23 protein-coding genes are annotated in these 21,894 nt (G+C 55.8%); 12 read left to right on the forward strand and 11 right to left on the reverse strand.

Annotated elements, in window-relative coordinates; genetic code table 11:
- Positions 1–129 precede the first annotated feature (129 nt).
- Genes ACQG2G_RS10520 through ACQG2G_RS10535 form a run of 4 tightly spaced genes read left to right on the forward strand, consistent with a single transcriptional unit; the run spans position 130 to position 2,611 of the window.
- Entirely contained in the window at positions 130–633 is a 504-nt protein-coding gene (locus ACQG2G_RS10520; protein ID WP_061773069.1) for a hypothetical protein, read from the forward strand.
- Between the two features lie 9 nt (positions 634–642).
- Entirely contained in the window at positions 643–1,089 is a 447-nt protein-coding gene (locus ACQG2G_RS10525; RefSeq protein ID WP_348595839.1) for a DUF421 domain-containing protein, read from the forward strand.
- An 11-nt stretch (positions 1,090–1,100) separates the two neighbouring features.
- Positions 1,101–1,607, forward strand: a complete 507-nt coding sequence (locus tag ACQG2G_RS10530; RefSeq protein WP_029883805.1) for a 2-oxo-tetronate isomerase — start codon at positions 1,101–1,103, stop codon at positions 1,605–1,607.
- 17 nt (positions 1,608–1,624) lie between these two features.
- Complete coding sequence (locus ACQG2G_RS10535) at positions 1,625–2,611, forward strand: SDR family oxidoreductase (RefSeq protein ID WP_061772258.1); 987 nt, start codon at positions 1,625–1,627, stop codon at positions 2,609–2,611.
- On the opposite strand, the gene ACQG2G_RS10540 is transcribed toward ACQG2G_RS10535, so the two are convergent.
- From ACQG2G_RS10540 to ACQG2G_RS10575, 8 genes are all read right to left on the reverse strand, one after another.
- The gene (locus ACQG2G_RS10540) at positions 2,612–4,237 is read right to left on the reverse strand and encodes an alpha-amylase family protein (protein ID WP_236276977.1); all 1,626 of its coding nucleotides are present in this window, start codon (positions 4,235–4,237) and stop codon (positions 2,612–2,614) included.
- Between the two features lie 8 nt (positions 4,238–4,245).
- Entirely contained in the window at positions 4,246–5,256 is a 1,011-nt protein-coding gene (gene cydB, locus ACQG2G_RS10545; protein WP_020688583.1) for a cytochrome d ubiquinol oxidase subunit II, read from the reverse strand.
- Positions 5,256–6,659 carry a cytochrome ubiquinol oxidase subunit I gene (locus ACQG2G_RS10550; RefSeq protein ID WP_061771802.1) on the reverse strand — a complete coding sequence of 468 codons (1,404 nt, stop codon included), beginning with the start codon at positions 6,657–6,659 and terminating at the stop codon, positions 5,256–5,258. The genes cydB and ACQG2G_RS10550 overlap by 1 nt, the downstream gene beginning before the upstream one ends.
- Before the next feature lie 67 nt (positions 6,660–6,726).
- The gene (locus ACQG2G_RS10555; protein WP_020688584.1) at positions 6,727–7,599 is read right to left on the reverse strand and encodes a manganese catalase family protein; all 873 of its coding nucleotides are present in this window, start codon (positions 7,597–7,599) and stop codon (positions 6,727–6,729) included.
- A 15-nt stretch (positions 7,600–7,614) separates the two neighbouring features.
- Positions 7,615–8,121, reverse strand: coding sequence for a ferritin-like domain-containing protein (locus tag ACQG2G_RS10560; protein WP_013096663.1), 507 nt, complete (start codon positions 8,119–8,121; stop codon positions 7,615–7,617).
- A 25-nt stretch (positions 8,122–8,146) separates the two neighbouring features.
- Complete coding sequence (locus ACQG2G_RS10565) at positions 8,147–8,350, reverse strand: hypothetical protein (protein ID WP_013096662.1); 204 nt, start codon at positions 8,348–8,350, stop codon at positions 8,147–8,149.
- A 23-nt stretch (positions 8,351–8,373) separates the two neighbouring features.
- Complete coding sequence (locus ACQG2G_RS10570) at positions 8,374–8,868, reverse strand: ferritin-like domain-containing protein (protein WP_014831873.1); 495 nt, start codon at positions 8,866–8,868, stop codon at positions 8,374–8,376.
- Positions 8,869–8,957: 89 nt separating this feature from the next.
- On the reverse strand, positions 8,958–9,143 hold the full coding sequence (locus ACQG2G_RS10575) for a general stress protein (RefSeq protein ID WP_004150795.1): 186 nt from the start codon (positions 9,141–9,143) through the stop codon (positions 8,958–8,960).
- Positions 9,144–9,671: 528 nt separating this feature from the next.
- Here ACQG2G_RS10575 and hglS point away from each other — a divergent pair.
- Both hglS and ACQG2G_RS10585 read left to right on the forward strand, forming a co-directional pair.
- A complete protein-coding gene (gene hglS, locus ACQG2G_RS10580; protein WP_061771801.1) occupies positions 9,672–11,015 on the forward strand; it encodes a 2-oxoadipate dioxygenase/decarboxylase HglS in 1,344 nt (447 codons plus the stop codon).
- A gap of 42 nt (positions 11,016–11,057) precedes the next feature.
- Complete coding sequence (locus ACQG2G_RS10585) at positions 11,058–12,563, forward strand: carboxylesterase/lipase family protein (protein WP_061771800.1); 1,506 nt, start codon at positions 11,058–11,060, stop codon at positions 12,561–12,563.
- Here the strand turns inward: ACQG2G_RS10585 and ACQG2G_RS10590 are convergent.
- A complete protein-coding gene (locus tag ACQG2G_RS10590) occupies positions 12,550–13,392 on the reverse strand; it encodes a LysR family transcriptional regulator (RefSeq protein ID WP_061771799.1) in 843 nt (280 codons plus the stop codon). The two genes, ACQG2G_RS10585 and ACQG2G_RS10590, sit on opposite strands and share 14 nt — an antisense overlap.
- Before the next feature lie 113 nt (positions 13,393–13,505).
- Between ACQG2G_RS10590 and ACQG2G_RS10595 the strand changes: the two genes are divergently transcribed.
- From ACQG2G_RS10595 to rimL, 4 genes are all read left to right on the forward strand, one after another.
- On the forward strand, positions 13,506–14,675 hold the full coding sequence (locus tag ACQG2G_RS10595) for a pyridoxal phosphate-dependent aminotransferase (protein ID WP_348595855.1): 1,170 nt from the start codon (positions 13,506–13,508) through the stop codon (positions 14,673–14,675).
- Between the two features lie 10 nt (positions 14,676–14,685).
- The gene (locus tag ACQG2G_RS10600) at positions 14,686–15,459 is read left to right on the forward strand and encodes an ABC transporter substrate-binding protein (protein ID WP_014831878.1); all 774 of its coding nucleotides are present in this window, start codon (positions 14,686–14,688) and stop codon (positions 15,457–15,459) included.
- A gap of 243 nt (positions 15,460–15,702) precedes the next feature.
- Complete coding sequence (locus ACQG2G_RS10605) at positions 15,703–17,358, forward strand: glucan biosynthesis protein D (protein ID WP_061771797.1); 1,656 nt, start codon at positions 15,703–15,705, stop codon at positions 17,356–17,358.
- A 45-nt stretch (positions 17,359–17,403) separates the two neighbouring features.
- A complete protein-coding gene (gene rimL, locus ACQG2G_RS10610; protein ID WP_023619523.1) occupies positions 17,404–17,952 on the forward strand; it encodes a 50S ribosomal protein L7/L12-serine acetyltransferase in 549 nt (182 codons plus the stop codon).
- Here the strand turns inward: rimL and ydcK are convergent.
- Entirely contained in the window at positions 17,947–18,927 is a 981-nt protein-coding gene (ydcK, locus tag ACQG2G_RS10615; protein WP_013096652.1) for a YdcK family protein, read from the reverse strand. The two genes, rimL and ydcK, sit on opposite strands and share 6 nt — an antisense overlap.
- 122 nt (positions 18,928–19,049) lie before the next feature.
- On the opposite strand from ydcK, the gene tehA reads away from it, so the two are divergent.
- Positions 19,050–20,051, forward strand: a complete 1,002-nt coding sequence (gene tehA / locus ACQG2G_RS10620) for a dicarboxylate transporter/tellurite-resistance protein TehA (RefSeq protein ID WP_248078512.1) — start codon at positions 19,050–19,052, stop codon at positions 20,049–20,051.
- Positions 20,051–20,644 carry a tellurite resistance methyltransferase TehB gene (gene tehB, locus ACQG2G_RS10625; RefSeq protein ID WP_061772132.1) on the forward strand — a complete coding sequence of 198 codons (594 nt, stop codon included), beginning with the start codon at positions 20,051–20,053 and terminating at the stop codon, positions 20,642–20,644. The genes tehA and tehB overlap by 1 nt, the downstream gene beginning before the upstream one ends.
- On the opposite strand, the gene pepT is transcribed toward tehB, so the two are convergent.
- A complete protein-coding gene (gene pepT / locus ACQG2G_RS10630; protein ID WP_061772133.1) occupies positions 20,641–21,870 on the reverse strand; it encodes a peptidase T in 1,230 nt (409 codons plus the stop codon). The two genes, tehB and pepT, sit on opposite strands and share 4 nt — an antisense overlap.
- Between the last annotated feature and the right edge of the window lie 24 nt (positions 21,871–21,894).

Here is a 21,894-nt window from a genome sequence, read left to right on the forward strand (position 1 = left end):
TTCATTTAAGGTGTCTTGACTTATTAAGTATTGTTGCTATTCCTTTATGTGGCAAATGTGATAAGTCTTAAAAACATTCGCCATACAAAACAGAACGTTTGGTAAATAAGCGAAACGGTGATGGCTGCCATGAATGATAAAAATGAAAAGTTACCCGGGATAAATGAGAGTTATCGCTTGCTGAGGTTTGAATATGCATTTCGCCAGGTCGGATTTATTGTGTTACTGAGTATTATCATCGCGGCGATTGCCGGTCTGTTTTCAAGTGGGATAGTGAGTGACACGGAGAAAACCAATTCTGCAAAAAACCTGACCCTCAACTATGAGCGCTTTGCGCGTCGGCAAACGGAGTCGCGACTTCAGCTGACCTTTCCGGTCAACAACGAGGGCAAATACACTGTGAGCATGACCAGCGAGAGCAGCGACGCCTACGAGCCGGGCAGCGTCTGGCCGCAGCCAGACAGCATGTACAGCCGCGGGAACACGCTCTATTTTGTCTATAATCATCTTGATAAATCGCCACATTTTTCGGTCTGGCTGTTCATTACCCCGACCAGAGGCGGTAAATGGCACAACGTCATTCGTGTAAACAAACTGCCGGATATTCCTTTCTGGCAATTTATTTACCCTTAGGAGGCTGCCATGGATATGGTTTTTAGGGCGTTGGCGATTTACCTGTTTCTGGTGGTGGTCTTCAAAGTTGCCGGACGACGTGCGTTGCTGCAGATGACCAGCTTTGACCTTATTCTCCTGTTAATTATCAGCGAAGCAACCCAGCAGGCCCTGCTGGGGGAAGATTTTTCGGTCACGGGTGCAATGATAACCATCACCACGCTGGTGGTTGTGGATATTATTTTTGGACTGATGAAAAAGTATTTTTCGCCGATGGAGAATATTCTGGATGGCACGCCGGTAATTCTGGTTGAGAACGGCGTGCCCTTAGCTGATAAACTCAAAAAGGTCGATGTTTCATGTGGTGATATTCTGGTTTCAGCCCGGCAGAATAATGGTATTACAAAGTTAAGTGAAATTAAATATGCCATTCTGGAACGCAATGGCCATATTTCCATTATTCCTGAGAAAAAATGAGAGGCCTGATGATGAGCAATCTATACCACGACAACACCATTACCGTGGCTGAACTGACCAAAAAACTGGCGAGCAGGTTAATCGATGCCGGGCTTCGCTTAACAACCGCAGAATCCTGCACCGGCGGGAAGCTTTCCGTGGCGCTCTGCGCGGAAGAGAACACTGCCGATTTTTATGATGTGGGGCTGGTCGTCTTCAGCGATAGCGCGAAGGAGAGGATCCTGGGCGTAAGCCCGGAAACCCTCGCGCGGTTTACCGCCGTCAGTGAACAGACCGTCACCGAGATGGCGGCCAGCATCCGTGACATTGCCCAGGCCGATGTCAGTATCGCCATCAGCGGCTATGCCGGGCCGGAAGGGGGAGACGACGGCACGGCGGCGGGGACCGTGTGCTTCGCCTGGAATATCGGCGGAAAGACGGAAACGAGCAGGGTGCTCTTTTCCGGCGATTGTCAGGACGTGGTGGAAAAAGCGGTGCATTACTCGCTGGCTGAATTAGTGACGAAATTGTCGGGCTGAAATAACGCGGAGGTTTTATGGCTGTGATGGTCATTACTGGCGGGACGGCGGGCGTGGGTAAAGCCACGGCGCTGCACTTTGCAAAAGCGGGCTACGATGTGGGCATTATTGCGCGCGAGGAGACAAGCCTGCACTCGACCCAGGAAGAGCTACGCCGTTTTGGCGTCAATGCGTTGGCTGTGCAGGCGGATGTGGCCGACAGTCAGGCGGTGGTGGATGCCGCCAACGAAATTGAGTATCGCCTTGGGGCGATTGAGGTGTGGGTCAATAACGCCATGGGGGCGGTGCTGGCGCCGTTTCGGACCATGACGCCGGATGAATTTCGTCGCGTCACAGAAGTCACCTACCTTGGCTACGTGAACGGTACCCGTGCCGCGCTGGAACTGATGGTGCCGCGCGATCGGGGCGTGATTATTCAGGTTGGCTCCGCGCTGGCCTACCGCTCCATTCCTCTGCAGTCCGCCTACTGCGGCGCCAAAGCCGCGATCCGGGGCTTTACCGATGCGGTGCGTACCGAGCTGATGCATGAGAACAGCCGGGTGCAGCTCGCCATGGTCCAGATGCCGGGGCTGAATACGCCGCAGTTTGAATGGGCACGGAATAAGTTTGCCTGGGCGATGCGCCCGGTTCCGCCGGTGTTTGAGCCGGAAGTGGCCGCGAGTGCCATTTTCAGGGTGGCGCAAAAACCGGTGCGCGAGCTGTGGGTGGGCAGCAGTACCATTCAGTCGATTGTGGGTCAGTTCCTCTTTCCCGGCTTCCTCGACCGTCTGATGGTGAAAAAAGCCTGGGAAGGGCAGATGACTGACACGCTGAACGCGGAAGACCGGCGGGATTATCTCGACCAGCCGGTCAACGACCTGCATAAAATCCACGGTCACTTCTCCAGTGAGGCGAAGGGGCGCGCCACGTCTGTGACCTCCGGTCTGCCAGGGAAAGTGCTGTTAGGCTCCCTGGCCGTTGCCGGGATCGTGGTAACGCGCCTGATGCGTAGCCGGAAAAAGTAGTCAGCGCAGCGCGCTACGGTTTGTCCAGAACCAGCGATAGCCGTAGCCGCCTATATTCAGCTCAACGGTTTTGCCGCAGACCAGCGCATCCTCGTAGCGTTTGTCTGCCAGACAGGCGGTCCAGGTGGCGTGGCGGATCCCTCTGGCGGTGAAGGTCACCGGTTTATCGCTGAAATTAACAAAGGTAAGAATGCTGCGATCTTCAGCCTCGTAGTAAATCCCCAGCACCGCATCATTATCGATGGCGATGAGATGAAACGGCGCCACGGCAATCTCCGGGAATTCAGACCGCGTGTTGGCGATATCGATAATCCGGTGCAGCAGCGAGTTGCGGTGCAGCAGCGAATCCGCCACGTTAATTTTCTGATAACGATAGGGCCCGTGGTCAATGATGGGCGCGATAAAGCTCTGCGGGTCTGCGTCAGAGAAGCCACCGCCCTGAGAGGGAGCCCACTGCATGGGCGTACGCACGGCGTAACGTTCTTCTAAATCCAGATCATCACCCATGCCGATTTCATCCCCGTAGCGCATAACGGGCACCCCGGGCAGGGAGAACAGCACGGCGTGGCAGAACGCCAGCCGCTTCTGGTCGCCGTTCAGCATCGGCGCCAGGCGACGGCGGATCCCACGCTGGTACACGTTCATCTCTTCATCCGGGGCGAACGTGTCGAGGACGAACTGTTTATCCTTTTTACCGATCCCCTCCAGATCCAGCTCGTCGTGGTTACGCAGCCAGTTGGCAAAGCAGCAGGAGTCCGGCGGGACGATCATTTTCTTCACCGCATTACGCAGCGGGCGGGCGCTTTTCCTGGCCAGGCTCACGTAGAAATATTTGTTAAGCCAGAAGTTAAGCACCAGATGCAGGCGGTCGTTATTGCCGAAATAGTCCTTGTAGGCTTCCACCTCTACGTCAACTTCACCGAGCAGGATCGCCTGCGGGTTATGTTGGGTAATCAGGCGGCGCAGGTGCTCCAGGATCCACAGCCCCTTTTTCTCGTCACCGCCTCCGGCCTGGGTGGTGAGATGCGACGCGGCATCCAGACGGAATCCCGATACGCCGAGCTTAAGCCAGAAGAGAATAATGTTCTCTATCTCTTTAATTACCGCAGGTGAGGTGAGGTTGAGATCCGGCTCGTGGCGATAAAACATATGCCGGTAGTATTGGCCCGCCTCGTCATCCCACGTCCAGATGCTCTTTTCCACGCCGGGGAACATCGGGGGCGTATCGTCATCGTCATTATCTGACCACAGATAATAGTCGCGAAAGGGGGATTTCGGGTTGCGCCGGGCCTCCTGAAACCAGGGGTGGGCGTCCGACGTATGCTGGATCAACAGCTCGATAATGACCTGCATCCCCAGCTCACGTGCCTGCTCAATAAAGGCGATAATATCCGCCAGTTTGCCGAACCGGGGGTCGACCTGCAGGTGGTCGCTGACGTCATACCCTTCGTCAAGAAAGGGGGTAAGGTAAAACGGAGTGATCCAGATAACCGTCGCCCCCATGCGGCGTATATATCGCAACTTGGCCGTTATTCCGGCGATGTCTCCGCAGCCATCGCCGTTTAAATCGTAAAACAGTGCCGTATCAATTTGATAAATAATGGCCCGTGTATGCCATCCTGCCATCCTGCACCTCAGTGGTAACCTTCTGTATCAGAAACTTTTCCCCGAAAGACGTAGTAACTCCAGGCGGTGTACACCAGGATCACCGGAATAATCAGTAACGTCCCCACCAGCATAAAGAGCTGGCTGGCGGGCGGGGCCGCGGCATCCCACAGGCTAATGCGCGGCGGAATAATGTTCGGCCACAGGCTGATGCCCAGTCCGCTAAAACCGAGGAAGATAAGCCCAAGCGTCAACAGGAACGGACGCGCGTGGCTGGCCGGGTTGCGGGTCAAGCGCCAGATCCACAGGCTAAATACGCCCACCAGCAGAGGCACCGGCAGGAACCAGAAGAAGTTAGGCAGGGTAAACCAGCGCTCGGCCACGTACTGCCAGCCGAGTGGCGTCCAGATGCTCACCACCGCGATGACGACAATCAGCGCCAGCAGCACGTGGCGGGTCAGTTCGCGCATGCGGTTTTGCAGTGCACCTTCGCTTTTCATGATAAGCCACGTGGTGCCCAGCAGCGTATAGGCCACCACCAGCCCGATACCGCAGAACAGGTTGAAGGGGGTCAGCCAGTCGAGGGCAGACCCCACGTAGCGACGGCCTTCCACTTCAAAACCGTTGATCACCGCGCCGACCACCACGCCCTGGCTGAAGGTGGCGAGTAGCGAGCCTCCGGCAAAGGCGTAGTCCCAGAACTGGCGGTGAGAGGGCGTCGCTTTGAAGCGGAACTCAAAGGCGACACCGCGAAAGATAAGACCGATCAGCATGGCGGTAAGGGGAATGGTGAGCGCATCGATGATCACCGCATAGGCCAGCGGAAAGGCGCCAAACAGCCCTGCGCCGCCCAGCACCAGCCAGGTTTCGTTGCCGTCCCAGACGGGGGCCACGCTGTTCACCATCACGTCGCGCTCTTTAGCATCGCCCACGAAGTTAAACAGCAGACCGATCCCCAAATCAAAGCCATCCATGATGATGTACATCAGGGTGGCGAAGACGATGATGGCAAACCAGATAACCGAGATATCGACGCCCATCAGATTCTCTCCTCTTCCGGAACAGACTCAGCGGCAGACAGCGGACGGGCGGGAGTGCCCGAGGTGTTCGAGGTTAGCGTGTCCACCGGCTGTGGTCCTTTCTTAATCAGACGCACAAGGTAGACATAGCCCACGCCAAACACCGAGCAATAAACGACGATGAAGGCCAGCAGGCTGATGCTCATCTGCAGCGTACTGTGCAGAGAGACCGCGTCGATGGTGCGCAGATAACCGTAGACCACCCACGGCTGGCGACCCACTTCGGTGGTCACCCAGCCAGCGAGCAGCGCCAGCAGACCGGCTGGCCCCATACAGAGGGCAAACCAGTGGAACGGGCGCGAGTGATACAGCCGGTGGCGATAGCGTAGCCACAGGCTCAGGACGCCGAGGGCGATCATCAATAGCCCCATGCCAACCATGATGCGGAACGACCAGAAGACGATGGTGGAGTTCGGGCGATCTTCTTTCGGGAAATCTTTCAGCGCGGGGACCTGTTTATCCAGACTGTGGGTGAGGATCAGGCTGCCGAGGGCCGGGATCTCAAGCCCGTATTTGGTGCGCTCCTCTTCCATATCCGGCAGACCAAACAGCAGCAGCGGGGTGGCTTCCCCTGGCGGATTTTCCCAGTGCCCCTCGATGGCGGCGATTTTGGCAGGCTGATGTTCAAGCGTGTTCAGGCCATGCATATCCCCGACTACGGCCTGAATGGGGGCGACCAGCAGGGCCATCCACATGGCCATCGAGAACATTTTGCGAATGGCGGGCGTGTCGTTGCCGCGCAGCAGGTGCCAGGCCCCCGACGCGCCCACAAACAGCGCGCTGCACAGGAATGCGGCAATGGACATGTGAATCAGCCGGTACGGGAAAGAGGGGTTGAAGATGACGGCCAGCCAGTCTTCAGGGATCACCTGACCGTTCTCAATGGCGAAGCCCTGCGGAGTGTGCATCCAGCTGTTAGAGGCGAGGATCCAGAAGGTGGACATTAGCGTACCCAGCGCCACCATGCAGGTTGCGAAGAAGTGCAGTCCCGGTCCAACCTTGTTCCAGCCGAACAGCATTACGCCGAGGAAACCGGCCTCCAGGAAGAAAGCGGTTAATACCTCGTAGGTCAGCAATGGCCCGGTGATGCTACCTGCAAACTGAGAGAACCCGCTCCAGTTGGTGCCGAACTGATAGGCCATGACCAGCCCGGACACAACGCCCATACCAAAGTTGACGGCAAATATTTTGAGCCAGAAATGGTACAGGGAGCGCCAGACGTCGTTTTTGGTACGCAGCCACATCCCTTCGAGCACCACCAGATAGCTGGCAAGCCCGATGGTGATCGCCGGGAAGAGAATATGAAACGAGACGGTAAAAGCGAACTGAATTCTCGCCAGATGAAACGCGTCGAGTTCGAACATGGTCCGTACCTCTGGAACGATGGGGCACGAGAATTACCAGGCAGCGGGAGCTGCCTGGCAAAACCGGTTACGGTTTTTTCTTACCGGCGCCTAGCTCGGCACCTGTTAACGGGTCGGCGTTCGGATCGGATTTTGTGCGAGCAGACATCGCCTTGACGAGCGTAGCCTGTTCGGTCGAGAGCGTCACGCTTGCACTCCCGTCTCCACCGTCAACCGCAGGTTGGGGGGCCTCAACGTAGTCGAAATGCTTATCGCTGTTCCAGCTTCCGCGGACCTCGCCACCTTCAGACATATTGTAGTACTTGTTGGTGAATTCCTCGATTGGCGGCAATTTCCCCGGCGGGAAATTATTGCGAATAGACTGAAGCGCCTTCTCGAAGGAGAGCTGGTGCGCTGCCTCTCGCGTCATCAGAAACGCCAGTGCATCTTTCACCCCGGGATCGTCTGTCACGTTGATCAGACGCTCATAGATGATTTTTGCCCGCGCCTCTGCGGCCACGTTCGAGCGCAGATCCGCCGTAGGTTCACCAATGGTATCAACATAGGCCGCCGTCCAGGGCACACCCGCGGAGTTGGTGAGCGGGGTACCGCCGCCGTAGAGCAGGGAGGTGATATGGCTGTCGTTGCCGTTTTCGGTCATGGACCGGTACAGCTCGGCTTCGTTCTCTACCCCTTCCGCCAGCGCGCCTTTGGCCCCTTTATTCAGCATGCCGACCAGCGTCCCGATGATTTCGAGGTGGCTCAACTCTTCGGTCGCGATATCCATCAGCATATCTTTACGGCCAGGATCGTCATCACTCAGGCCCTGGGTGAAGTAGCGGCAGGCGGCCGCCAGTTCACCCTGCGGCCCGCCAAATTGTTCCAGCAGAAGATTGGCGAGGCCGGGATTCGGTTCAGCAACGCGAACCGTGTATTGCAGCTGTTTGACGTGTCGAAACATACACTCTCCTGTGGTTTATTTTTTCGCTTCGACACCTGATGCATCAGAACGCAGCAGGAACTGTTCCGTCGTTTGCGGAATATGACGAATTAGCCAGTCGGCCATCTCGCGCTCTTCGGCGAGAATGGTTTCAATGGCGGGTACAGAGGCGGTGTCGCCCGCTTTTTTGGCCGCGGCCAGCAGGGAGGTGTAGCAGGCAATTTCGAACTGTTCGAAAACATAGCCGCTGATGGAGCCTTTAACAATCTCATCGGACGGGAACATGCCGCCGATGGACTGGCCGAGCGCAGCCATTTTGCTCATCGAGTCTTTTAAAACCGAACGAGAAATATCATTACGATCGAGGATTTCCTCCAGCAATGTGATTTGCCGTTTTGTCTCATTAAGGTGTTGCTCAATACGGGCGCGAACATCAGGATAATTTTCAATACGGCTGGCCATCGATTCCAGCATTGATTCGGCTTGCTTTTCCATTGCATGGGCATCGCGTAGCCAGTCATGGTAGTGTTCTACGTGATTCATATTTCGTTCCTCATTATAGGTTCGCTTATTTGGTCTCACTTTCAGCAGCCTGATCGGCACGTGCGGCACTGTAGCCAGATAAATGGCCGACAATATTGGCGTAAATACTGATGATAATGACCCATAGTACGCTATTCTTCCACCATATTACGGAAGGGATAGCAAGAATGAACCATATTATAGCTGCCGTTAAATGGCACCGTTTAATTGTCCTGGGACTGATGCTCATTATATTTAACCTGTGTTATAGCGTCATTTTTGCGCTTTTTGGTTAATATTTCCTACGGCCAGGTCGGTGAGTTTAAGATCGGTTTCTTTTTCTTCTTCCAGTGTTTCGGCAAGAAGTTTAACGGCTTTTTTATAGCCAAGTTGTTCTGCTAATGTGGCAAGGGTACCGTAACTGGCAATTTCGTAATGTTCCACTTTTTGCGCAGCGGCAATTAACGCAGCATCACGAACTTCATTCTTTTCTGTGCTTTCGATGACCTCATTGGCCTCTTCAATTAAGCCTTCCATTGCCACACATTTCATTCGCTTAAGCTTAATACCGTCTTCCTGTTCGATAATCTGATCGATACGCTCAATCTGACCCTGCGTCTCCTCAAGGTGGGCGGTGAAGGCCGCGCTGAGCTTTTCACTGGAGGCGGCACGGGCGAGTTTGCTCAGGGCTCGGGTAAGCTGTTTTTCCGCGCTGTATGTATCGGACAGTAGGTGAATAAAAACATCCTCGATACTTTTCATATTCATATATTTTGCTCCGGTTAAAACGTTAAGGGAACTGCGAGCCTTTCGGCCCGCAGCATGCTCTCTGGTATTACTGAGACAGCTTGTTAAAATCAGGAGTTATCAGATTTACGGCCTCCGCCGTGACTATTCTGACCCCCTTTCTTACCTGCTTCAGATGCGCGTTGCGGATCGTTTTTGAAATTACCGCCGCTGTGCTGGCCGCCTTTACGTCCAGCTTCTGATGCTTTTTCACGGTCTTCAGCGAAATTACCGGAACCACCACGATGCTCTGCCATATTAAACCTCATAGTCATATATTGGTTATGTCAGTACGATACAGAAATATTCCGTATCACTCGTCGTTCGAGTAATAACTTTAGACGCTGTGCGGCATGCGTCAAATGCGTTTCGCCATTCACGGTTGCGTTATTTAAAAATATTGGGGGGGTTACGCTTCGTTTGGCGAAAAAATATGGATGAGTGGGAAGGACTTGTGAAAAAATGCTCGGATTAATCCTAAGTTGCCGCTAAAAACCTGAAAGGTGAGGATAAAAATTGTAGCGCCACAATTTCGTTCAATTTTTAGCCGGGATGGTCTCCAAAATTACTCCTTTATAGCCAGGAAACAGAATAATCATTAATTATAAGGAAACTCCTGGACGACGGGCCGGGGGGAAAGGAAGGGGACCTGGTACGGCCGCGACAGGTTCGGGCAGCACACGGTTTGACCACTGTCGTCGTAAGATCACAAATCGTAAATTCTTCCCCCCGGAAGGAACGGGTTTCTCTACACTCCAGGTAATATTCACTGGAGGCATGACACCATGGCGAACACCATCACGGCTGATGATATTCGGGAACATTTTTCGCAGGCTATGTCGGCGATGTACCAGCAGGAAGTTCCGCAGTACGGCACCTTGCTTGAGCTGGTCGCGGACGTAAACCTGGCGGTTCTGGAAAACAATCCACTCTTACATGAACAACTGGCGAATGCAGATGAGCTGGCGCGCCTGAATGTGGAGCGTCACGGGGCTATCCGCGTTGGCACCGCAAAAGAGCTTTCTACCCTGCGTCGTATGTTTGCCATCATGGGCATGTACCCGGTCAGCTACTATGATCTCTCTCAGGCGGGCGTTCCGGTTCACTCGACGGCATTTCGCCCGGTGGATGATGCGGCGCTGTGCCGTAACCCGTTTCGTATCTTTACCTCACTGCTGCGCCTTGAGTTGATTGAGAACGTTGCCCTGCGCGAGCGGGCGGCGGAGATCCTCTCTCACCGCAACATCTTTACGCCGCGCTGCCTGGCGCTCATCGAACTGCATGAAAAAGAAGGGGCGTTCACCGAGGCGCAGGCACGGGAGTTTGTTCAGGAAGCGTTAGAAACCTTCCGCTGGCACCGTCATGCGACGGTCGATCAGGAGACCTATCTGGCGCTGCATAATGAGCATCGCCTGATTGCGGATGTGGTCTGTTTCCCGGGATGCCATATCAACCACCTTACGCCACGCACGCTGGATATCGACCGGGTGCAGGAGCTGATGCCGAAGTACGGCATTGAACCCAAAATTCTGATTGAAGGGCCGCCGCGCCGCGAGGTGCCGGTGTTGTTGCGTCAGACCAGCTTCAAGGCGCTGGAAGAGCCGGTGCTGTTTGCCGGGGAACATAAAGGCACCCATACCGCGCGCTTTGGTGAAATTGAACAGCGCGGGGTGGCGTTGACGCCGAAAGGTCGCGAGCTTTATGACAGTTTGCTCGCCGAGTCCGGCACCGGTAAAGACAACCTGACCCATCAGCTTCATCTGCGTGAAGTGTTCAGCGCCTTCCCGGACAGCGAGTTGATGATGCGCCGACAGGAGCTGGCGTATTTCCGCTATCGCCTGACGCCAGCGGGTGAAGCGCATCGTCATGCGTTTCGTCCGGGCGACGATCCGCAGCCGTTAATTGAACGCGGGTGGGTGGTTGCCCAGCCGATCACCTATGAAGATTTCCTGCCGGTCAGCGCCGCAGGGATTTTCCAGTCCAATCTCGGGAATGAAACCCAGGCGCGCAGCCACGGTAACGCCAGCCGGGATGCCTTCGAAGCGGCGCTGGGCTGCCCGTTCTATGACGAGTTCGCACTGTACGAGGAGGCGGAAACCCGCAGCAAACAGCGTTGCGGTTTGCTCTGAAATCGTTACTCTTCAGGGGTGTGATGGAAAAAGAAGGTAGTTATGCAATATCCCTCCGCCCCTGTGGTTGAAACGCGCTACGGCGCACTGGCTGGTTTTACGGATAATACTGTTCAGGCATGGTACGGCATTCCCTACGCCGCACCGCCCGTCGGCAACTGGCGCTGGCGCTCACCGCGACCGCCTGAACGCTGGGATGGGGTTCGCACGGCAACGGCGTTTTCCGCCTCAAGCTGGCAAAGCAGCGAATATTGCCAGGAGCTGGGCGGCGGGGATCCCGGACAGTTTTCAGAGGATTGTCTTTATCTTAACGTGTGGTCGCCTGTTGACCGCGTTGAGCCGCTGCCGGTGATGGTCTGGCTGCACGGTGGTGGGTTCACGCTCGGCGCGGGTGGGTTACCGCCCTATAACGGCAGGGCGTTGGCGGAACGCGGCGTGGTGGTCGTCACCCTCAATTACCGTCTTGGTCATCTCGGCTTTTTCGCCCATCCTGCGCTGGAGGGGGAAGAAGATCGCGTGGTGCATAATTTTGCCCTGCTGGATCAGATCGCCGCTCTCGAATGGGTGCGGGACAATATCGCCGCCTTTGGCGGCAATCCCGAAAACGTCACGCTGTTTGGTGAATCAGCTGGCGCACGCAGCGTGTTGTCGCTGCTGGCCTCGCCGCTGGCGAAAGGGTTATTTCATAAAGCGATTGTGCAAAGTGGCTATACCTTGCCGGATACCCCGCGCGAGCAGGCCCTGCGAAAAGGGGAAGCGCTGGCCGCGCATTTTGGGCTGGAGAACGCGACAGCGGAGCAGTTGCGTGCTATTCCACCTGAGTCGTTCTGGCCGTTAACGGCACCGCTGAATATCGCCCCGGCCCCTGTTGCCGGAGATTGTGTTCTCCCGGAGCCGATGCTGGACGTATTCTTCGCCGCCCGTCAGCAGCCTGTCCCCATCATGATTGGCTCCAACAGCGACGAGGCGAGCGTAATGGCGGTGTTTGGCATCGATCTCGCCGGACAAATTCAGAAGCTCCGCCGGGAGCGGCGCTTTGGTCTGGGGCTGATCAAGCTGCTCTATCCAGGCGTGAAAGGCGATGAAGAGCTGGGAAGGCAGGTGTGCCGGGATATGGCGTTCACCACCATGGGCTATGTGGTGATGCAGGCCCAGCAGCGCGTCGGCGCGCCGTGCTGGCGCTACTGGTTTGACTATGTGGCCGAAGCGGAGCACGCCACCTATATCAACGGTGCCTGGCACGGCAACGAGGTGCCGTATGTGTTTGATACGCTCGGAGAGGTGGAACCTTCACGGCAGTATGTGAACGCACGTGATTTACAGTTCGCCGCTCACGTGGCCGACTACTGGGTGAGTTTTGCCTGCGATGCCGGGCATCGTGACAGCCTGCCAGGGCCGACGCACTGGCCAGCCTGCCGTAAAGGGCGTGACGTCCTGTTACGCATTGGTGTGAATAAGCATGCAGGTTTTAAGCTTGAAAATCGCTTTATGCGCGCCCGCATGAGCCTCTTCAAACGGGTGATGAAGCACCACGTTAACCTCGATTAAGCAAACAGGTACGAAACGCGGCCAGGCCGTTTTCCGTGCCTGGCGCTTCGCGCAGCACCAGCCGGTAGCTCGCACCGGTTTTGATGCTGGTCGCAAAAGGCCGCACCAGCCTTCCTGCGCGGATGTCCTCTTCCACCAGCGTTTCATCGGCGATAGCGACGCCCAGCCCCTGAATGGCCGCCGTAATGGCGAGATCCATCGTGTCGAAGTGTTGATTTTTGTGCATAACAACGCCCGGCTCATCCTGTTTCGCCAGCCACAGTGACCAGTCGGTTTTATCCCGTGTCGGGTGAAGAAAGGTTAATGATCCCAGTCCGGCTCCCGCCCGCAGCGGGCTGAGCACCGGAGTTAACGCCTCTTCGAACAGCAGATCGCCCGCGCTCATGTGCGTGCCAAACACGATGGCGGCGTCGTAGGATTCGGTTTTAAAGTTGACGTTATGATCGGTGGTGGTGGTCAACGCGATTTGCAGATCGGGCTGCTCGCGCTCTACCTCCAGCAGGCGCGGCACCAGCCAGCGCATGGCGCAGGTAGGCGCTTTCAGCCGGATCACCGTATGCTGGGCCCGGGCCCGATCGGCCACGTTGAGCATCTGTTCGAAAGCGGATTGTAGCTCCGGCAGCAGGGCGCTACCCTGGGAAGAGAGGCGCAACCCGCGCGCGTGGCGCTCAAACAGCGGAAAGCCAAACCACGCTTCCAGAGCGGCGATTTTACGGCTCACGGCCCCCTGAGTCAGACAAAGCTCTCTGGCGGCATGGGTGAGATTCAGGTGACGCGCGGTCACCAGGAAGGCGTCGATGGCATTGAGCGGGAGCGAACGGCGCGACATAAAAACACCTCAGCTATGCATTTTTCTCATGGCTATTATGACAACAATTCGATTGTCCCGGCAACGGCGTTGTTGTTTGAATAGTTATGCAATCTCCATGAGAAGGATAAATGATGACCCTGAAGACCGCGGTACAAACCCGTTCCAAATTACCGGATGTGGGTACCACCATTTTTACCGTAATCGGCCAGCTTTCTGCTCAGCACAACGCCATCAATCTTTCTCAGGGCGCACCGAATTTTTCCTGCGACCCGAAACTGATTGCGGGCGTAACCCGCGCGATGGAGGCAGGGCATAACCAGTATGCCGCGATGACCGGCCTGCAGCCTTTGAAAGAGCGTATCGCGGAGAAAATTGCCACCCTTTACTGCACCACGTATGACCCGGGGCGCGAGGTGCTGGTTACCGCCAGTGCCAGCCAGGGGCTCTATTCCGCCATCAGCGGACTGGTGCATCCGGGCGATGAGGTGATCTACTTCGAACCGTCATTTGATAGCTACGCGCCGATTGTTCGCCTGCAGGGTGCCACCCCGGTCGCCATCAAACTCACGGTGCCGGATTTTGCCGTGAACTGGGATGAGGTCCGCGCAGCCATCACCCCCAAAACGCGCATGATCATCATCAACACGCCACATAATCCAAGCGGGCAGGTGTTCTCCGCGAATGACCTGCAGCAGCTGGTGGCCGTGACGCACAATACCGATATCATTATTTTGTCTGACGAAGTGTACGAGCACGTCGTTTTTGACGATGAGCCGCACCACGGTATGGCCACACACCCTCAGTTGGCGGAGCGTAGCGTCATTATCTCTTCCTTCGGAAAAACCTATCACGTTACCGGATGGCGCGTGGGGTACTGTGTTGCACCGGCGGCACTGATGGAAGAGATTTGTAAAGTGCATCAATTTTTGATGTTTTCTGCCGATACGCCAATGCAGCATGCGTTTGCCGAACATATGACCGATCCGCAAACCTGGCTGTCGCTGGCGCCGTTTTATCAGCGCAAGCGCGATCTGCTGCAAACTCTGCTGGCTGAGTCGCCGTTTAAACTGCTGCCGAGCGCGGGCTCGTTCTTCCTGCTGGCAGATTACAGCCCATTCAGCGACGAGCCCGACAGCGTGATGGTGAAACGGCTGATCGTTGAGTGCGGTGTCGCGACCATTCCGCTGTCCGCTTTCTATACGGATGGTACGGACAATAAATTGATTCGTCTCTCTTTTGCCAAAGATGAGGCGACGTTACGGGCAGGTGCCCAGGCCCTGTGTCGGGTTAAACCACGCTAAGGAGTTTGAGATGAAATTACGCGCGTTAGTTGTCGGCATGGGACTGCTGTGTACGTTTTCGTCATTCGCGGCCACCGAACTGCGGTACGGACTGGAAGCGGAATATCCACCGTTTGAGAGCCGCAATGCCTCCGGCGAGCTGGAAGGGTTTGACGTTGAATTGGGGAATGCCATTTGCAAAGCCGCAGCGCTGAAATGCACCTGGGTGGAAACATCCTTTGATGCGTTGATTCCGGGGCTGGTGGCGAAAAAATTTGATGCCATCAACTCGGCGATGAACATCACCGAACAGCGGCGCAAAAGTATCGATTTTACCCAACCTATCTACCGCATCCCCTCGCAGTTAGTCGGCAAGGCCGGGACCGCAGTAGAGGCGACACCTGAAGGGCTGAAGGGCAAAACCATTGGCGTGTTGCAGGGTTCCATTCAGGAAACCTATGCCAAAGAGCACTGGGAAAAGCAGGGTGTCACGGTAGTGTCGTATAAAGATCAGAATATGGCGTGGGGCGATTTGCTGAATGGCCGCATCGACGCCTCGCTGGTGATGTCCGCGGCCGGGCAGGCAGGGTTCCTGAGCAAGCCGCAGGGGAAAGGGTTTGGCTTTATCGGCAAACCGGTGTCTGACGACACCATCCTCGGCAGCGGGATCGGCTTTGGGCTGCGCAAAGGGGATGAGGCCACCAAAAAGCAGCTTGATGCCGCGATTGATAAAGTTCGTGCCGACGGCACGATCGCAAAACTCGCTGATAAGTACTTCCCGGGTATCGATGTCAGCGTAAAATAACCACCTCATTTCGCCCCGGTTGTCGATGTCGCACCGGGGCATTTTTCTTCACACTTTCCAGGCTTTCTTTACACCACTTTCGGGCCGTTCTGGTCGACAGAAAATATTTCTCACTTTGCTCATATAATCACCGGCCAACAATTGGATTCTTAACCGTTTTTGTTTAGGCTGTGCGTTCTTTCTTGCCGTCATTTCGCCGAGCGCGAAACACATTCACACGACCATAAGGACGTTTTTCCAGGCATGAATCGCAGACGTTTTTTACAAGGTTCGCTGGCAATGGCAGCCCTGAGCGGCACTTCTGGCCTTGCTTCACTGTTCTCCAGAGCGGCCTATGCCGCTGACTCTGACATCGCCGATGGCCAGAGCCGTCGTTTTGACTTCTCCGTACTGCAATCCATGGCCCATGACCTGGCGAAAACCCCGTGGGGTGGTGCGCCGCGTCCGCTGCCGGAAACGCTGGCAACCATGACGCCGCAGGCCTATAACGCCATCCGGTACGATGAAAAGCAGTCCCTGTGGAATAACATTGAAGGCCGTCAGCTTGACGTGCAGTTCTTCCACATGGGGATGGGCTTCCGCCGCCGCGTGCGGATGTTCTCCCTGGACCAGTCGACCTCCCAGGCGCGTGAGATCCACTTCCGCCCGGAGCTGTTCAGCTACGGGGATACCGGGGTAGATACCAAACAACTGGAAGGGCAGAGCGACCTCGGTTTTGCTGGCTTCCGCGCCTTCAAAGCGCCTGAGCTGGCGCGTCGCGATATTGTCTCTTTCCTCGGCGCGAGCTATTTCCGTGCGGTAGATGACACTTACCAGTACGGCCTGTCGGCGCGTGGTCTGGCGGTGGACACCTTTACCGACACGCCGGAAGAGTTTCCTGATTTTACGGCCTTCTGGTTTGAAACCGTTAAACCGGGCGACACCACCTTTACCGTCTATACGCTGCTGGACAGCCCAAGCATTACCGGTGCCTATAAGTTCGTGATCCACTGCGAGAAGAGCCAGGTGATCATGGAGGTGGAAAACCATCTCTATGCGCGTAAAGACATCAAACAGCTCGGTATCGCGCCGATGACCAGTATGTTCAGCTGCGGCAATAACGAGCGCCGTATGTGCGACACCATTCATCCGCAGATCCATGACTCCGACCGTCTGGCCATGTGGCGCGGTAACGGCGAGTGGATCTGCCGTCCGCTGAACAACCCGCAGAAACTGCAGTTCAATGCCTTTGTCGATAAAAACCCGAAAGGGTTTGGTTTGCTGCAGCTTGACCGGGATTTCTCCCACTATCAGGACGTGATGGGCTGGTATAACAAACGCCCAAGCCTGTGGGTGGAGCCGCGTAACGACTGGGGTAAAGGTGCGGTTGGCCTGATGGAGATCCCGACCACGGGTGAAACGCTGGATAACGTGGTTTGCTTCTGGCAGCCGGAAAAAGCGGTCAAAGCGGGCGATGAGCTGGGCTTCAAATATCGCCTGTACTGGAGCGCCATGCCGCCGGTACGTTCCCCGCTGGCCAACGTCTTCGCGACGCGTACCGGTATGGGTGGCTTCCCGGAAGGCTGGGCGCCAGGTGAACACTACCCGAAAGTGTGGGCCCGCCGCTTCGCCATCGACTTTGTCGGCGGCGATCTGAAAGCGGCCGCGCCGAAGGGGATTGAGCCGGTGATTACGCTCTCCAGCGGTGAAGCGAAGCAGGTGGAAATCCTCTACGTTGAGCCGTTTGACGGATACCGCATTCTGTTTGACTGGTACCCGACGTCGGATTCGACGGAGCCGGTGGACATGCGCCTGTTCCTGCGCTGTCAGGGCGATGCCATAAGTGAAACCTGGCTGTATCAGTATTTCCCGCCAGCGCCGGACAAACGTAATTACGTTGACGACCGTGTGATGCGTTAACGATCGATTCCCTCTCCCTTCGGGAGAGGGTTAGGGTGAGGGGCAATGACCGCAGCAAAATTCGAAATTATCCCGGTATCAGACGCTATCGAACTTCGCGCCGTCGAAGAGCGCTACACCGCCGATCTGCACAACCTCGTTGTCAAAAACCGCACCTTTCTGCAAACCGCGTTTGATTGGGCGCAGCACGTGGGAACGGAAGAAGACACCCGACGTAACGTGCAAAGCAACCAGATGCTACATCAGCGCGGCTACGCGAAAATGTTTCTTATTTTTCAGGCGGACGAACTGGTGGGCGTGCTGTCGTTCAATTCCATTGAGCCGGTTAATAAAACGGGCTACATCGGCTACTGGCTCGATGAAGCGCATCAGGGGAAGGGGATCCTCTCCTGCGCCTTGCAGGCATTTATGCGCTACTACGTTGAGCGGGGCGAGATCCGCCGTTTTGTGATCAAGTGCCGGGTGGCGAATCAGAACAGCAACAACGTTGCGCGTCGCAACGGCTTTACCCTGGAAGGGTGCCTGCGGGAAGCGGAATACCTCAATGGCCGTTATGACGATGTGAACCTTTACGGCAGAGTTTTCCCGCTATAGCGCGCCCAGCAGGGGCGTGCGGGTGATTCGACTCTCGCCGTTAACCACTTTTTCGCCGCGCAGATGAATGCTGTCGCCGTCGAAAGCCTCAATGACGGCATCGTCGGTGATTTCAACATGGTGCTCAATCAGTACGTCGCCGCTTATCCGCGCCCGTCCCTGAATCACGACCTTATCATCAATCATGATCGGCCCCCCGCGTAGCCACGCCTGACCGCCAATCAGCACGTGGTGCTTAATTACGCAGTTGCCTTCCACCACCGCATTCTCAGCCACCTGAGAGCTGTAGCGCACGGTAGGGATGGCATCGTCGTCGAATCCGGCAATCAGGCGCGCGTTGCCGTACACTTTTGCGCAGTCGCAGACCCAGACGTTATTGATATCGTTCCCTTCAAGAATGGCCTTGTCGAACACCTCGGCACGGTGCTCGATAAACGCATAATTGACGATGGCCTCGCCGTAGATTTGCGCCTGATGCACCACGCGCGACTGGCTGACGGTCGCGTTGTCGTAGATTTTAAGGATCTGCTCCTGGTCTGGGGTTAAGCCTTTGGCGGCGATAATCATGCTGTTATGCAGCACCCGGGCATCACCAAAAATATGGCATTCCCCCCGTACGGTGGAGTTCTGGATGGTGACGTTGTCACTTATTCGCGCCCCATGGCTCACGTTTGCCCCGTCCAGCCAGCTGTTGCCGCTAATATGGGCATGGTCGCTGACGACGCACGGCAGGGTCAGACGGGCATTACCGGAGACGGTCGCACCGGCGAAGACCACGCTGTTTTCGTCGTAGATCCAGCAGTTCCCCTCCTGAGACAAGGCGCGTTCATCTTCAATCCAGCCGCCTTTCGTCCCGGCGGCGACGTCATTAAAATCTGTCGTGGCGATAATCTGTTTTAACGTAGCCGAGTGGGGCGTTTCGCCGTTTTTCCAGTGCCAGAGCCGGGTTTCATCGCTGAGCCGATACTTTTTCATCGTGTTATCCCTGGTAAGCGTCTTCACTAAACGTAGCAAACTTTCAGCTTTGCGTTGTGCTGGCATCCGAGGCGGAAACACCTTAAAATGGCATTTCAAATACATTTTAAATTTTAAAATTAATGAATAAAAATGACGAAACCCGGCAGGTACTTAACCTGCCCGCAAGTTATTTTGGCATGGTCCTTGGCATCATCGGCATGGGGTTCGCCTGGCGATACGCCAGCACCCTCTGGCCGGTTACGCGCTGGCCGGGTGAGGGGTTGGTTGCCCTTGCGGTGGTATGTTGGTTTTTACTGACGGTGGCGTTTATTACGCGCGCGGTGCGTTTCCCGCGTAGCGTGCTGGCGGAAATGCGACACCCGGTAATGAGCAGCTTTGTCAGCCTTTTTCCGGCCACTACGATGCTGGTTGCCATTGGGTTTGTCCCCTGGTACCGCCCGGTTTCGCTGGTGTTGTTTGCCGTGGGCGTGGTGGTGCAGCTTGCCTATGCCGCCTGGCAAAGCGCCGGGCTATGGCGCGGTAACCATCCTCAGGAGGCGACAACGCCGGGGTTATATCTGCCTACGGTGGCAAACAATTTTATCAGCGCGATGGCGTGTGGTGCGCTGGGGTTTAACGATGCAGGGTTAGTCTTCCTCGGCGCAGGCGTCTTTTCCTGGCTCAGCCTGGAACCGGTTATTCTCCAGCGCCTTCGCAGCGCGGGTGAACTACCCACCGCACTGCGTACGTCGCTGGGTATTCAACTGGCCCCGGCGCTGGTGGCCTGCAGCGCCTGGATTAGCGTCAACGGCGGGGAAGCCGATACCTTTGCCAAAATGCTGTTCGGTTATGGCCTGTTGCAACTGCTGTTTATGTTGCGTCTGTTGCCGTGGTACATGTCTCAGCCGTTTAACGCATCGTTCTGGAGCTTCTCGTTTGGCGTGTCGGCTCTGGCAACCACCGGTCTGCATCTGGGGCACAGCAGCGCGTCAGGCTTTTTCCACGCCATTGCCGTGCCGCTCTTTATCTTCACTAACTTCATCATTGGGATGCTGTTGGTTCGTACATTCATCCTGCTGATACAGGGCAAACTTCTGGTGCGCACTGAGAAAGCACGGCTTATGCAATCTGAGGAACAATAATGGCTGTCGACGAAAACTACTTCACCGAGAAATATGGACTCACCCGTACCCATTCAGAGGTGCTGTACAGCGCAGAGATCGTTAAGCCCGGTAAAACGCTCGATCTCGGCTGCGGCAATGGCCGTAACAGCCTCTACCTGGCCGCTAACGGTTACGATGTGACGGCGTGGGATAAAAATCCCATGAGCATCGATAACATCGAACGCATTAAAGCGGCGGAAGGGATAGCGAATCTGCAGACGGCGATCAAAGATCTGAACAGCCTGAGCTTTGACGGGGAATACGATTTCATTCTCTCCACCGTGGTGCTGATGTTCCTTGAAGCGAAAACCATCCCTGGTTTGATCGCCAATATGCAGCGCTGCACGAAACCGGGCGGTTACAACCTGATTGTGGCCGCCATGGATACTGCGGATTATCCTTGTACCGTCGGCTTCCCGTTTGCATTTAAAACCGGCGAACTGAGCCACTATTACGAAGGCTGGGAGCTGCTTAAGTACAACGAAGATCCCGGCGAACTGCATCGCACCGACGAGAACGGCAACCGCATCAAATTGCGCTTCGCGACCCTGCTGGCACGTAAACCCGCTTAACGGGCGGCCAGCATACAGAGTTGCAGGGCTGTGTGGTAAGAGGCCTCGAACGACGACAGCGGAAGAAACTCAAACCGTGAGTGGAAATTGTGCGCGCCGGTGAAGAAGTTCGGGGTTAACAACCCTTTGGCTGAAAGCGCCGCGCCGTCTGTTCCGCCGCGCATCGGGGTGGGTTTGGGGGTGATGCCAAGGGATTCCATTGCCGCAAACATCAGGTCTATGGCCCGGCGATCTTCCCCAATCGCATTGCTGATATTGCTGTAGGTATCCTCAATCTGGTACTCCACCTTTGCGGTGGGGTGTCGGGCGGCAATCAGCGCCGCGACGTCGGCAATCTGCTGCTTACGGGCGGAAAAGCTTGCCTGATCGAAGTCGCGGATATTCGCTCTCAGTACGGCCTCGTTTTGCCCGGCCTGAATGCCGTTGAACCAGATATAGCCCTCACGCCCCTCGGTGCACTCCGGGGTTTGCTGGCGGTCAAAATGGTTAATAAAATCCGTCGCCATCAGCAGCGGGTTCACCAGCACGCCTTTGGCAGACATGGGGTGCGCGGTGACGCCGGTAAAACGGATTTCTGCCGCCGCCGCGTTAAAGTTTTCATAGACAATTTCACCCAGCTCGCAGCAGTCAATCGTCCAGGCAAAATCAACGTCGAAGCGCTTCAGATCCAGCGCTTTTGCCCCCTTCAGGCCAATCTCCTCATCCGGCACAAACGCAACCACGATATCCCCATGCTGATGCGCCGACGTCAGGTTTTCCAGCAGGGTCATCACCACAGTCACGGCGGCTTTATTATCTGCCCCTAACACGCTGGTTCCATCGCTGAAAATAATCTCTTCGCCGGGATAGGCCAGAATTTCCGGATGCTCATTGACGCGAAGCCAGATCTCTTTCTCTTTATTCAGACAGAGGTCTTCACCAGTGAAGGTTAATATTTGTGGATGAATATCCGGTGATAAACCCACGTCAACGGTATCAATATGGGTAATAAATCCAATCCGCGGCGCGCCGGATACATTGCCTTTTTTTACCGCGGTGACCGTGGCGAATTCATCGATGAGAATGTCGTCTAAGCCCAGCTGTGTCAGCTCTTTCGCCAGTTCCCGCGCCATCTCATGCTGGCCCGGAGTGGAAGGGAGAGTACTGACTTTTGCATCGCTCTGGCTGGTGATGGCGAGATAACGGAAAAAGCGTTGCGTTAATTGTCTGGAAAGCGGCGAGCCCATAGTGTTTTCTTCCTTATTTATTTT

The organism is Enterobacter cloacae complex sp. 382A5 (assembly GCF_050031095.1).
Taxonomy (GTDB): domain Bacteria; phylum Pseudomonadota; class Gammaproteobacteria; order Enterobacterales; family Enterobacteriaceae; genus Enterobacter; species Enterobacter cloacae.